Here is a 13,942-nt window from a genome sequence, read left to right on the forward strand (position 1 = left end):
TTTTTCTAATGCGATAAAAATAAGCGAAATTATATTTTTTCGATAAAAAAAATGAGATCACTTAAGGAGTATTCTCAATGAAAAAAAGTCTTTTTGTCTGTATCGGTATTCTATTGTTAGTTGGTTGTTCCGTCACTACGCGGACTCTTAAGAAAACGGAAACAGAAGCTGTAATTCAAGGAATTGGAATGACCGAATTCGAAGCAAAAGAAGCGGCTCTCAAGGAAATTCAAGGAATTTTCTCCGAATACAAAGAAACAAAACCGACCGAGTGTAAACAGGAGTATTACGCTTCCGGTAGGACAATGGGAACCGGCGCGAATCAACAATATTCTGCTTCGGGAAGCACTTACTATAGTTGCATCGTGTTTGCTGCAAAAAAATAGTCAGAAAGAAATTCATTTCAGTTTAACTTAAATATAGAATGTTGTTCCTGATCTTGAAATAAAAACTTGGGTCGGAGCGAAACCTCCGGTCCGGGTAATCTTGTTGAATTTTCTGTTTTCCTTTTTCAAAAATTTTCTTCCCAATAACCTAAAAAGTAGGAACTCACACGTTTAGAATTTAACCCTCAAATTCCAAACGATTCCCTTACAAATGAACACCTATTCAAAAGAGATCGTATCGGATCCTTTGTTCCGACAAAGGATCCACGCAAAAACTTCTTGAAAGCCGTCTCCGATTTTAATTGCACGTGAAATTTGGTTAGGTTTTTTCAAATTACCATTTTTCAGGATTCTATTTATTATATAATAAAAATAGAATATTCTAAAATATGAAATTACCTAAATTACGGCGAACAATTTCCGTTGTATTCGAAGGCGCCAATGGAATAACCAAAAGAACCCGTGGGAACCGGGGCAGGAAGTAAATTCGAAGTTCTGAGTGCACCTCTTATATCGCGCCGATAGATCTGAGCAATTGCAGGAGGATAGGCGGGATCAACCCCGCCGTAAACTGAGTTGCATTTCGAATTTGAATTCAATAAAAAAACATCCAGATTTCCAAGTGGAGCAGGGAAGATCGGATCGTGACTAAAATTATTCTGAGTCGCATTTGTAAGAGGGGTGAGACAGAGAAAAGAATCCAACAACACATTGGGTTCGCTTCCACATACCTTAAACGGACCTCCGGGAGAAGAGTCGACCGCCGGATTACATCCAAGAAAATTATTTCCTCGGATGTCCGAGGCGGTATTAACGTTATTTACGTTGTAGTTTAGACAGATTCGGTTTGTAGCCGATGGATTTGTAAGAATCTGATTGTTGACTAAGTTTAAATTTAAGGCGCCGGTGCTTTGATGATGGATTCCGAACGATCTAGTAGTTCCCTTTCCGCCGTAGATCGTATTGTGAAAAACAAAGAAGTTCGGTGAATTGATCGATAAGGCCTGAATACCGCTGGATGTTGTAGCCGTGACGGACGGGGTCCCGTTGACGTGGAAAGAATTGATGATATTATTCGCGATCACAAGAGTCTGAGTCGTGTTATTGGCCGCGTTGTTGATCGCAATTCCTATCGAAGAATCAAGACCGTCGTTTAGATTTAGGTGCGAGCCTCCGCTGATCGAGTTGTTCAGGACAAAACCCTGAGTGTCGTTTAACAATCTTAATCCGACCGACATCGAATTACCGCTTCCACCTAGGATATAATTTCCCGTGATAAAAAAAGAATTTCTTATATTCGAAGCATAGATGCCCGACCTTGTGAGCAGCAAGCCGTAAGGCGCACTCGAAGCGGTTCCTATGATTATGTTTTTATCGATCGTAAGGGAAAATGCCCCCGTCGAAATATTGTCCAACCAAATGCCGGTGGAAACTCGGTTGTTAGGATTGGTAATGATCGTAAAGCCCTGAATTACAATATCGGAACCCAAAACCAAAGATCCGCCTGCGATCGGAGTGCACGAAGTGAGATCGCTTCCCCCACAAGCTCCAGCAGTAAGATTGTCTTGAATCGTTGTTTGATTCGCGGTGATATCTCGGGATTGAAAGTCCAAACTGAACCCGCCTAAGAGTTGGAGTTTGTCCTTTAAGATAATTCTATCGGAAAGAATGGAAATAGGATACGTTCCTTGAGAGACGAGAACAAAACATGGAGTAATCGTGTTACACTGATTCACCGCATATTGAATACTATTACAAGAGGTAGCGACCGTAGCGCAGGAACCTGCGTTGGTTCCGGTTCCGTTTACATATTTAATTTGATTTGTGACGGCATAACTTGCAGGCTGCGGAAGATTAAAAGGACGGTTGGTGCCCGCTTCCGTACATCCTGAAAGTTGAATACACTGTCTAAGACCGTTGTTCCAGTTCGGATTGGGTCGGATCGTAAACGTATTCGCGCTATAATCGGCGACGGTCGGAGCAAAAGCCGATGCGCTCATATTTCCCATGCAAGGAGAAGGCGGCGCCGAAAAATTACAGCTCATCGGAGTCACCGGTTTTGAGAATGTAAAAACCACATTGTCATTGGATCCGATCGCGGTTTCATTGACTGGCAACGAATCGATCAGACTCAAACAATTCACGTTAAGCGTCACTGGCGCTCCGTTCATCGTGCCTGAGGCTGGAGGAATCGTTTCTAACACGCAGGTATGTTTGTTCGGACTGGATAAAATCCCCGCAGAATAAGTGCCTAAATCCGGAACCTCAGCCGAAAATGAATAGGTTCCGTCGCCGGTAAGATTCAGAGTATCCACCGCTCCATTCCGAACCGAAAGAGTTCCCGTTGCCGAGCTTGCAATTCCGAAAACATTGAGATTGAGCTTAAAAAATTTCGTTCCACAGTTGATCTCTACAAGATTCGAGTCGGAACTAATAATTCCCGTAGGATTTGTGATTACGCATGCCTGACTCGGAATCGAGACCGGTTGTAAAAGAATCGAAACCGTAAATTCGGAATACTTTCTTTTCCTTCCCGCAAATTCAAAATCACCATTTCCGGTGATCAGAAGAGTTTCCGAATCTTGATTTCCTATTTTAAAGGAGGAACCATTTGCAAGCCCTTGCACTCGAATCTTTAAAGTAAGAGGGTCCTGCGCATTGGTGAGAAAATTGGAAAAGATTGCGGTATCAATGAGAGAGCTTCCATCCGGCTTTTGGATACAAGAGGAAAGAAACAAAAAGCTGAGTAGCAAAACTAAAAATGAAACAGGTAGATATCTGAATTTATAATATTTATTCATCGATTTATAAAGAGGTAGCTCGAGAGAACAACAAATGTAGGAGTTCTATTTTATTTCACTTTTTCAAGTTTGGATTCACATCTTATAGGAAAGGAATTCGCAAAAGATTTATAGAATCATCAGGGGAGTTTTTCAAAAAGAGATTCGGGTGGCGGATGCTCAGGTGAATTTAGGAAAGATGGGAGAATCGGCTTTTAAAGCCGTTTTGTAATCTTAGAATTTTTAATTTTTCTTCCCTCGCGTTTATTAAATCGGAGAAATAAAAATCGGGTCCGAGGAAAGAAAAAGATCTTTCCAAACCGTTTCTGTTTAGGATCCGATTTTCACAAGATCCGCTTACGAAAGAAAACTCCGAGTTGTGATCAAAAATATCATTCTAAGATTTTTTGAAACATGGAGTCCTCGGAAATGGAAAAGCTAAGAAAATCGCTTCCGTGGGTAGCAAACAGAAAGTTTCCTTTTTTGGAGACTGACTTTAAGGAATCAAAACAATACAATTCATTTCGACGAGAATCGTATTCTTCTTCCTCGCCCCCATCATCCGACTCCGAGGATCGTTTTAAGACTTTTGACGGGATCTCGACATATTCTTTTGATTCTCTTTTTTCAAAAAGTTCAAACAGAGGAAGGATCTTTTTTTCCTTTCGATCTACATAAGCGTACGAATAATCAAAACAACAAAGAATATTTCCATCCGAAAGAGGGAGGCAATTCACCGGACGATGGCGAATTGAAATCGGATCGCCGATCGCTTGTAGGTCCTTGTCCAAGAGAAGGAGAGAAGAAAATTCTTTTTTCCCTTTCTTTGTCTCGCCGTAGAGAACGATTTCCTCTCCGTTTAGAAATATTTTGGAGGGTTTAAAATCGGGGAAACTCCTTTTTTCTACTTCTTTCAAACGACCTTCCAACGTGGAAAACGTATATAAGAATTCACTGTTATTGCTGAGTAAAAAATGATCCCCAAAAGGAACCAGTTTTTCCACATAACCCTCGTCTATCTTTTGTCTCTGAAGCGGTTGAATCGAATCCGGCTTTTTTAAATCCACAATTCCGACTCCCTCCCAATTCATCGCGAGAATCGCTTGGTCCGATGAAATTTGCAGGTCATAGAGATCGTATCCCAATAAAATAAAGGATTCTAAAAACTTAGGATTTGAGATTTCGGTAAGATCGAATTCATGAAGCGCTCTTCGACTTTCCGTCGCGTAGAGTTTGTTTTCTTGGATCGCAAGGCTTCCAATTGCATTTTTAAATCGGATCGAACGGACGTGTTTTGGATCCGAGGGCTCGGTCAGATCGAGGATATGAATTTCACGAGCGCTTCCGTACAACTCGCAAACAAACGCGTGACTTTTATAAATTACGAATCGATTCGCGGAGCTAAGAGAAATTCTTTTTAAAAGTTTTAACTGTGCTTGATACATAGAACTATCCTCAATTGAGAGAGTTTAGAAATTCTTGATATGTTTGGTGTTCGCTGATCGCTGAAAAATCGGTTTCGGCGAGAATTTTTTTCCGATTGTAAACTTCTGGTTCGATTTGGACCGCTTCCCGCAAATGAACCACCGCTTCGGATGCGTCTTCCAGCCTCGAATACAAACAAGCCGCGTTGAATTTTGCCATAGCGAAGTATTTACGAAAAATCGTAGCGTATTGTTCGTTGATATCGGGTCCGAGAATTTTCTCCATGTCCAAAGCGGATTCGTCCTTTTGATAATCGAAACGACTCCAATCCATCGAAAAAAGATTTTGAAAGATGTCTTTCGCCTTTTCTAAATTTCCATTTTGGATATGGATCACTCCTAAGTTTCCGGCGATCAAAACGTATTCCGGTTTACGAGAATCCGTTTTTAGAAGGATTTGATCCGTAAGCTCTTCCAATTCTTTTAGGCGGTCCTCGTTTTGAAAGGCCCAGTAGACAGAGAGAAAACAATGGATGATCGTTTCGTTCTCCAGAGTTTTTACCGCTTTTACGATCGGCTTTGAATTTTTCTTTTCCTTTAAAAGAATGAAAAGATTTTTTGCGAGTTCTTTGGATGCTACGTCTTTGTAATTTCTGATAAAGTAAGAAAGATGATCTAAGAATAGCGGATGATCATAGAGTTTCTCTTTTAAAAAAGGATCTTGATAAAAAAGTTTTAAATAGGGGAATATCGCGCTTTCCTCGGTTTCCCATTCTAAAGCTTGAAAAATAGAAGATTCAAATTGTTTCGAATTTTTGATCAACTTGGAAACAAGAATCAAATTTAAGGAAGAATTTCCCGGTCTTAGATGTGAAATTATCTTTTCCGGAGAAAGTGTGTCTAACGTCGCTAAGGTCTTAAATTCTTCTGATTTTTCTTTTAGAAATTTTTCCTGTTCGGAGAGGACGATCTCTGAATATTCTTCCTCCAAGACCTTGGAAAACAAATCCATCCGAAAGGAACTGAGTTGCCCCGCAAATTTTCCATCGGTGTAAAAATGTTTCTCAAAAAGTTTGTTAGCCTTTTCGTAAAATGCATAGATTTCTTCCAAGGAGACGCGACTCCAATCCTGATGCGATTGCAGACAGAAGAGGAAAAAGGTTTTGTTGAGAACGTAATCCTCGTTCCAAAGAATCGGAAGGATCGTTTTCAATTCTTCCATCGCGTTTTTTAATCCGTATTTGCTTTCGATCGTCTTTGTTTTTAAAAAAAGTAAGAACGCATTTTTTGGTAACTCTTGGAGCGTTTGTTTGAGAATTTCCTCGGTGTTTTCCTTTGATTTTGCAAAGGCTTCGACTGCCTTCGCCGAAATTCCGAGTTCGAGGACCTCTTGTAATTCTTGAGTGAAAGAAATCTGCGGTTTTAGAAGAGTCAGGATCTCTGTGACTTCGGCGATAATTGAAAAGAAATTTTCTTCGTTCTTCTTCGCCGATTTCTTTTTGGATTCGAGGTAGAAGAGTGCGAATCTTTGCAAAAGATCGGAAGGTTTGTCTTTGAGAGCTTGGAGGAAAGCGTAAAAGATCGAATTTCTATCGTTTCTCTTTTCTATGTTTTCGTAATAGAGTTGAAACCCGGGTAAACTGTCATAGAGGAGTGATTCCCAGGTGGAAGATGAGTTGAGAGAATCCGAAGAATTTTCAGCAACTTCCGCGAAACGCTCCCATCGATTTGCGGGGGCCTGTTTGGACCACTTCGCGTAAAAGTCTTCCATATAAAATTCATTTCTTTTGTGAAGTTCGTGGATCAGAGGATGAATGTCTTCCGCTCCGATCTCGTAAAAAACGGGGGCGAGGTTTAGCGTAACGTCTTCGTTGTAGTGGTCCGAGTTGTATCTTTCCAAAACGTCGGTTAGAACGGGGACCACAACTTTGGCTTGTTTTCCGAGAACGGTAAGTCGGTCTTCGAAGATAAAATCCCAAGAATCGCCGAACCAAGGAAATTTTTCCGGCATACAGCGCACGAGACCGATTATCTGTTTTATATATTCTTCGGTGGCGTTTTTTAGAATGGGACTGGTTTTTGATTCCCAGTCGTCGAGGGTCAGACGAGTTCGAATTTCCATCGCTCTGAGTTTAAAACCCGGATGAGGAAGTTCCTGCAATCGATGAAGTGAGTTTTCAAAAGGAATCCGAAGTTCTTCTCTGTGTTTGTTCGGAATTCCCAAATAAGAATCCACGAGTGTATATGAGAATTCTTGAATGTATGGAAGCGCTTTTTCATACAAGTCTTCGAGGGGCTGCGGAGAATTTAGAAAGATTTCCTTTTGAAAATCTTTTGCGGTTTCTAAATGGAGATCCGGATTGAGATCCGCGAGTTGCCAAAAAAAACGGGAAAAATAAGAGGAAGGATAGAGTTGAACCTTTTTCCAAAACGCCGATAAGTCCAATTCTTTCAAACCAGGGTTTTGGATTTCGGCTGAGTTTAGATCGGAGTCTGTGATCTCATCGTTTACGGACGGTCTTTTCCAATCCGGTTTTCCGATCACGGTGTTTGTTCTTTGAAGAGATTGTTTTCCCGCCTGTAGGAGCAATTCTTTCCATTCCGGATGAGAGTTTACGAGTTCCAAAAGACTTTTGTATTCTTTGAGATCCGGTTCTTCCAAATACGCAAGAGCAAAAAGAAACTCTTCACTCGGAGACGCGGCGGCCCCCGTTCGTGAAACGGATTCGTAAATCGAAAAGTGCGGATTCTCTTTTAAGGACTCGAGTTCGATCGGTGGAATTACCTCCAAAAGAAAAGGTTTTCCCTTGTAGTCGTAACAGTCTTGAGAATCGATCAGAACGTAAAACGGAAACACTTTTGGAATTTTTGCAAATCGTTCTTCCGAAAAAAGGGCTTGGACGATCTCGCCGATCATCTTCGAAAACAAAAGAAGTTTTGTATGAACGTGAAGATCGTTTCCTTTTACTTTTTTTCCTCGGAAAGAAATCGGATATTTTCCTTTTTTGAGGTCATAAATAAAATCGTAATAATCGGAGGATTCTTCCGGAGGATAAGAATCTTCGTCCCAGATCATTTCATGGTTGAGGCCGAAAGCGGAAGAGGTCGTTTCTTCGGAGGGTTCAAAGTGAACGGAGTCCATAACCGCGTTGCAAAATTCATAATCGGACATTTTAAAAAGAAATCCATTGAACGGTTTAAAACGATGTTTGAGGAGATGGTCCTCCGTTAAACTTTCTTCCAGATTTTCTAAGATTCTTTCGATGCGGCTTGGCAGAGGCTCCGCAAAATGAAACGCGGAGTTCATCTCTTGGAAGTGTGTGGATAAATTCTTTATGGAGTTTGGATCTTCCTCGTAGTGAAAGTCGGCGGGTTTTCCTTTTTTTCTTTGGTTTCCCTCTTCTTCAAAAATGGAGGATAAGAATACAAACGCGCCCTCGAAGTCATAACGATCCAGAAGACGCCAATATTCCGTGTCGTAATCGGAAGCGGATTCATTCTTTGTAAGGGAAGGTTTTATAATCATTCGATAAGCCTCTTTGTCGTTTTAGAAAAATAAAATCCAGGTTCGAGTCCGATTTCTAACGTAACAACTCGAAGGTGGATTTCTTCTTCCGATTTTTTTTTAATCATTCTGAAAAATGAATTTCTATCGTAAGAATCATTGGAAAGAGGGAAGTAAAATTTGAATTTTTGAAAGGTGTGGAGACTATCGTTTTATCGCGTGTAAGAGACGGATAAGAAAATGCGTTTTCCGGAATTATCGATCGAGATATTGAATTACAATTTGATGAGAATGAATGGAGCTGGAGCCTTTAGGCTCATTGGGGACCGAACTCCGATAGTTCAGAAAAACAGAATGTATCAATTATCATACGGTACCTGTAACTTCAGAAAGAATGACTGATTTGTCTCAAAGAGAGTCGTCGAAAGACTGCCTTTCTTTTTATGAAATCGGATTCCGCATCCAAAGAAAGAAGTTTTGAATTTAAGGAACGATGATTTTTTTAAATATGTGATTGTCCGAAAAACCACCGACCCCATCTAAGACTCGATAAGAACTCACAACGATACAAGCGTTGTTGTATGTTCGAGTATCGAAGGTTTGCATTGTGGTGGAATGGGATCCGATCGAAACGGGGATGGGAGGTTCTTCCATACCGAGTTCAGTGTACGTGAATGGAGTCGGAGGAGTGGAACTGATTTCCTTAGAAGATTTCCCAAAAGAATTCGAAAGGAATCTTGGTATTTCGATCCTGCCTGACAGAACAGATCCAGACTCGCAAGGACGAGGATCGTCCCTGTTTGTAAAAGACGGGAACGAGAACGTTTTCGTGTAGGACGTTTTTGCTTAGAACCTTTTGTTTCTTTCATTCTGGTAAGCTTTTTTAGTAAGACAATTCTCAATTTTATGCCGTTTCCTATAAACACGATGGCTTTTGCCCTTGTTGCCTTGTGATCGGAATACGTTATTCGTCTTTGTAGGATATAAAAGAAATTGAATCCACTTTGTCCAATCCGAATTCAAGATTTATGGAAAGACGGTGAAGGAAAACTTGCCGTGGGTGCAAAACGTATTCCAAAAATAAAATATGATGATCTCATTGTAACTTAGTGATCTTTCTGAGCAGTGAACTCGTGGCAGAGAAGTTTATAATTTCCGGAAGGGCGTTTTTTTGGGATCGAGACAAGATTCTACATTGTAAATGGGCAATTGTCTTTCAAAAGTAGGAACTCCTGCAAATTGTCACTTGTAGAAAGATTGAGGATCGTTTTGTAAAACGTTGAAGTCGCAGGTCTTGCTTTGTTGAAAATGTAGGAACTCCAATCTTTTCTCCGAACACAGACAAAGACCACCTTTCCAATGTAGGAACTCCCGCAAAAAACCTCTGCACAAAAAAACACTTTTTGAGATCCCGCTTCGGCCCGGGTTTTCAACCCGAATCTTTTTCGGAAACCCGCATCTAACGCGAAAAAAGAGAGGAATTTTCTTCCCATCCGGAAAATAAGAGTATTCTGACGCCGATTCGGCATTTGAGAATCCCGCCATCCTGCATGAAAATAGAAGCGATTTATAGATACTTTCTCATCACTCCGGCGACTCATCTCCCGGTGATCAATGAGTCGGGAGATCTCATCGGTCTCTTGTCTCGCAAATTGATTCAGATGGAAATGGCCGACCTGAGTTCCTCCGACCGGGAATATGCACAACTTCCGGATTCTTTTTTAGAAACGGAAATCCCGGAATCCTTCTTTCAATACTTTCAGAGACAAAAATCGATTCCGGTTCTCGCCAAAACCGGGGAAAAAAAAGAAGAATGGGATAAGGTCCAGGTTATGGCCGGTCTCGGAAAACTCGTCTCTGAAAACCGCGCACCCGAACTTCCGACCGAAGAAAAAAAACAGGAATTAGAGCAGAGTTCTCGTTCTTGGTTTATGGAGTTGATCCTCCAGAATTTTCCGGACGGACTTTTGGCGACGGATCTCGAAGGGAGTTCTATTTTTTACAACGAAACCTTTGAACAGACGATTCTTACCAAAAAATATTTCCGGGATTCGATTCTCCAGGCGGAGAGATTGCTCAAGGAAATGAGTAAGAATCTTCTGGCCAATTATTTAAAGACCAACGAACTCCGCCTCGAAGGAAGTTCTCCTTTTTCCCTTCAGACCTACGTAAACGAACTCGAGTGCAACGTTCGGATCATCGTTCTCAAACAAGGACCGAAGATCGTAGGTTATCTTTATCATTTTGTATCTCCTCGTTCCGGGCTCGGACAACAGGATGCGAATGGTCTGGAATTTCCCTCCGTTAGCGACGCTTTCCTGCAAAAGCTTCCTCTGGAAACGATGCTCAAGGAAGTCGAGAGCGCGTTTATCTTTCATTCTCTCAAAGCCAACCAAGACAATATTTCTCATACCGCTCTGGCGCTCGGAGTTCCTCGAACCACACTTCAAAATCGGATCAAATTTTTAGAACTTCAGAACCGTTATTCGCTTCAGAGGGAGAATCCGATTCCCCGTAAAAAAGCGAATTCTTCCCCCGTTGTTGAAAGTGATTCTTTGGAAAAGGTCGCGAAGAATGGAGAATCTTCTTCCGGGCAGAAACCTTCTTCTCCATCTAAGAAAAAAGGGAAGAATGCTTCGAAGTCATCCTCTCCATCCAAGAAAGGTTCTTCTTCGAAGTCGGCGTTTTCCAAGACTCCGGCAAAAAAAAGAAAGCAACGTTGAATAATTTCGTTGACAACGTCCCCTTCGATCCTTTATCTCAAGAGTAGAGCCGGTCTTAACAGATCTCTCTTTCCACCCTGTATTCTCAAAAATAAAATCTCAAAAAGGCGAATCCTTCCCCTTTTTTAAACTCAAGTAGCTCCTTATGGCAACAGCAAGACGAGACAATAAAAACAGACACCACCACCAAAATAATAACCACAACCAAAACGATTCCGAAACAACCGAATCCTCTGCGGAAGAAGAAATCACCGGACAAGAGTCCCAAGATTTTGAATCCTCAGACAACGCGGATCATCGTGCTCGGAAACGCAAAAGAGGCGGTTATGACGGTCCCACTCCTTCTCCGATCGATCTTGTAGAACTCAAGAAAAAAGCAATCGGTGACTTAATCGAAGTCGCAAAAGGGTTGGGTGTTGAAAACACCGGTGGGCTCAAAAAGCAAAACTTAATCTTCGCCATTCTCCAAGCGCAAGCGGAAAGAGACGGTCAAGTGCACGCCGCGGGCGTCATGGAAAAACTTCCGGACGGTTACGGCTTTTTACGTTCTCCGGATTATAACTATGTTCCGGGTCCGGATGATATCTACGTTTCTCCTTCTCAGATCAAACTCTTTGGGTTGAGAACGGGAGATACGGTAGAAGGTCAGATCCGTCCCCCGAAAGAATCCGAAAGATTCTTCGCTATGCTCCGTGTGGAAACCGTAAACGGTTATACTCCGGATGTCGCGGGCAAACGTGCTCTTTTTGACAACTTAACTCCTCTCTATCCAAACGAAAGACTCAAGATGGAATACGATCCATCCATGTTGGATACGAGAATTCTCGATCTCATGTGTCCGATCGGAAAAGGACAAAGAGCTCTCATCGTAGCTCCTCCGAGAACCGGTAAAACGATTTTGATGCAGAATATCGCAAACGCGATCACATCCAATCATCCGGAATGTACTCTGATCGTTCTTCTTATCGACGAACGTCCGGAAGAAGTTACCGATATGGCGCGTCACGTCAGGGGAGAAGTTGTTTCTTCCACATTCGACGAACCCGCTCAGAGACACGTTCAGGTCGCCGAGATGGTCATCGAAAAAGCGAAACGTCTCGTAGAACACGGTAAAGACGTCGTCATTCTTCTGGATTCGATTACGAGATTGGCGAGAGCCTATAACCAAGTGATCCCGACTTCCGGTAAAATTCTTTCGGGTGGGGTGGATTCAAACGCGCTTCACAAACCGAAACGATTCTTTGGAGCCGCGAGAAACATCGAAGAGGGCGGTTCTCTTACCATCATCGCGACCGCTTTGATCGACACCGGATCCAAAATGGACGAGGTGATCTTTGAAGAATTCAAAGGGACCGGTAACATGGAGATCCACCTGGATCGGAAACTCTCCGACAAACGGATTTTCCCGGCCATCGACATCAACAAGTCCGGAACTCGTAAGGAAGAACTCCTGATCGCAAGAGACGTTCTTCAGAAAGTGTTTGTTCTGAGAAAAGTACTTTCTCCTATGAGCATCACGGAAAGCATGGAATTATTGCTGGAAAAAATGAGGCTTTCGAAGACAAATGATGCCTTTTTAGCCAGCATGAACACCCAGTAACCGCAAAAAAAAGGGAAACTATGAAAACTGGAATTCATCCAAACTATAGAGTAGCAAAAATCAGCTGCGCGTCTTGTGGAACCGTCTACGAAACTAGAACTTCCATAGGCGATATCAACATCGAAATTTGCGCCGCTTGCCACCCATTCTTTACCGGAAAATCCAAACTTGTGGATACGACGGGTAGGGTTGACAAGTTCAAGAAAAAATACAAAATGCAGTGAGAGTTTTTCACTCTCCCTTTCTTTTTTATGCCGTCTAAACACCGGGCAGGAGAAATTTCATGAGCGTAATGGACTTTGCACGGTATAAACAAATCAACGACGACCGCGTCAACTATCGTGAGATGGAAGACGCGACCGTGGTCTCTAATTACAGAAACGTTGGTTGCGGAGACGGCTACCGCATTTATCTCAAAATCGATCCTTCCGATCATATCACCGACGCAAGTTATACTACAACCGGTTGCGGTTTTGGAATCGTCGCGCTCGCGATGGCTACGGAATACGCAAAGGGCAAAACAGTAGATCAGATTAAGTCCGTAACTCCTTCCGACATCGAGCAGATGTTTGAGTTCCCGGAAAGAAGAAAGAATTATCCCGAGTCTGCGGTCGCAGCACTTTTACAAGCCGTGAAGGATTATGAAAGTGGAGAAGGGGTTCCGAAAGAAAAAAGAATCACCGCTTCGAAGGCTCTCGAAATTCTGAAAGAAAAAGGTTCTCTGAAAGGGGAAGATCTTTCCAGCATCATATTAGAAAAACAGAATTTTGACGGGGTCGATTTTTCAGGCGCCAATCTGGGTCACGCATTCTTACAAAATTCTTCCTTTGTGGGAGCCAATTTCGAAGGCGCAAAACTCAGAGGTTCTTTTTTAAACAACGCCGACCTGAGAAACTCGAACTTCAGAGGAGCCGATCTTCGTTGGGCAAAACTCGCGGGCGCGAACGTGGAAGGCGCCGATTTTACGGATGCGGTCTACGATATCGGAACTCGATTGGATCAAAAACAAATTCATCTCTTCAGTGTTATGAAAAAAGAAGGGAAAGATCTTTATCTCAATAAAGAGGCGGAATGAAACCGGGCGACAAAGTTAAAATCACCAAACGTACCTTTCTCCACAATGGAATTTTTGTTCATACCAATTCGATCGTAGAAGTCATTTCTTTTGAAAACGACAAACTCGTAGTTCTCTTTCACGACAAAGAAGGTTTTACTCACAATATCGAATCTCTCACGCCTGCGGATGTGGTTCCTGCCTAAAATTTTTCCATCTTTTCAATTCGTCTTTTAACCCTTAAGCTTCATTTTCTTATAAACGATTTTTTAGTTTGAAGACGGGTTCTTCTGAGAAGATCCTTGGATCCGCGCAGCGCGGTTAACGCGCCTTTCCTTTTTGTAGATTCTTAAAAGAGGATCGTTTTGCGTAAAAGAGGACTTTGCCGACGAGGTTGAAGCGTGAAAATGTAGGATGTCCCTCGTTTTACCCAAGAACGGACTTTAAGTCCGAGTCAGACTCTTTTTCAG

10 protein-coding genes are annotated in these 13,942 nt (G+C 42.1%); 6 read left to right on the forward strand and 4 right to left on the reverse strand.

The genetic code is table 11. The features are described 5' to 3' along the window. The first annotated feature begins 77 nt into the window (after positions 1-77). Entirely contained in the window at positions 78-386 is a 309-nt protein-coding gene (locus tag A0128_RS06110; protein WP_069606695.1) for a hypothetical protein, read from the forward strand. Positions 387-790: 404 nt separating this feature from the next. Here A0128_RS06110 and A0128_RS06115 read toward each other — a convergent pair whose 3' ends face one another. The 4 genes from A0128_RS06115 to A0128_RS22025 all read right to left on the reverse strand — a co-directional run bounded on the left by A0128_RS06115 (position 791) and on the right by A0128_RS22025 (position 8,749). After that, a complete protein-coding gene (locus A0128_RS06115; protein ID WP_069606696.1) occupies positions 791-3,187 on the reverse strand; it encodes a right-handed parallel beta-helix repeat-containing protein in 2,397 nt (798 codons plus the stop codon). Positions 3,188-3,558: 371 nt separating this feature from the next. Further along, on the reverse strand, positions 3,559-4,611 hold the full coding sequence (locus tag A0128_RS06120; protein ID WP_069606697.1) for an LVIVD repeat-containing protein: 1,053 nt from the start codon (positions 4,609-4,611) through the stop codon (positions 3,559-3,561). Positions 4,612-4,621: 10 nt separating this feature from the next. Beyond that, positions 4,622-8,116 carry a TPR end-of-group domain-containing protein gene (locus tag A0128_RS06125; RefSeq protein WP_069606698.1) on the reverse strand — a complete coding sequence of 1,165 codons (3,495 nt, stop codon included), beginning with the start codon at positions 8,114-8,116 and terminating at the stop codon, positions 4,622-4,624. A gap of 462 nt (positions 8,117-8,578) precedes the next feature. Beyond that, on the reverse strand, positions 8,579-8,749 hold the full coding sequence (locus tag A0128_RS22025; protein ID WP_156781781.1) for a hypothetical protein: 171 nt from the start codon (positions 8,747-8,749) through the stop codon (positions 8,579-8,581). A gap of 896 nt (positions 8,750-9,645) precedes the next feature. Between A0128_RS22025 and A0128_RS06140 the strand changes: the two genes are divergently transcribed. The 5 genes from A0128_RS06140 to A0128_RS06160 all read left to right on the forward strand — a co-directional run bounded on the left by A0128_RS06140 (position 9,646) and on the right by A0128_RS06160 (position 13,678). Then, the gene (locus A0128_RS06140; protein WP_069606701.1) at positions 9,646-10,818 is read left to right on the forward strand and encodes a DNA-binding transcriptional response regulator; all 1,173 of its coding nucleotides are present in this window, start codon (positions 9,646-9,648) and stop codon (positions 10,816-10,818) included. Between the two features lie 145 nt (positions 10,819-10,963). After that, complete coding sequence (gene rho / locus A0128_RS06145; RefSeq protein ID WP_069606702.1) at positions 10,964-12,418, forward strand: transcription termination factor Rho; 1,455 nt, start codon at positions 10,964-10,966, stop codon at positions 12,416-12,418. A 20-nt stretch (positions 12,419-12,438) separates the two neighbouring features. After that, positions 12,439-12,642: a 50S ribosomal protein L31 gene (rpmE, locus tag A0128_RS06150; RefSeq protein ID WP_069606703.1), complete on the forward strand. Its 204-nt coding sequence runs from the start codon at positions 12,439-12,441 to the stop codon at positions 12,640-12,642. A gap of 59 nt (positions 12,643-12,701) precedes the next feature. Continuing rightward, complete coding sequence (locus A0128_RS06155) at positions 12,702-13,493, forward strand: pentapeptide repeat-containing protein (protein WP_069606704.1); 792 nt, start codon at positions 12,702-12,704, stop codon at positions 13,491-13,493. After that, entirely contained in the window at positions 13,490-13,678 is a 189-nt protein-coding gene (locus A0128_RS06160) for a hypothetical protein (protein WP_069606705.1), read from the forward strand. Before A0128_RS06155 ends, A0128_RS06160 begins: the two co-directional genes overlap by 4 nt. Positions 13,679-13,942 lie beyond the last annotated feature (264 nt).

This window comes from Leptospira tipperaryensis (genome assembly GCF_001729245.1).
GTDB lineage: Bacteria > Spirochaetota > Leptospiria > Leptospirales > Leptospiraceae > Leptospira > Leptospira tipperaryensis.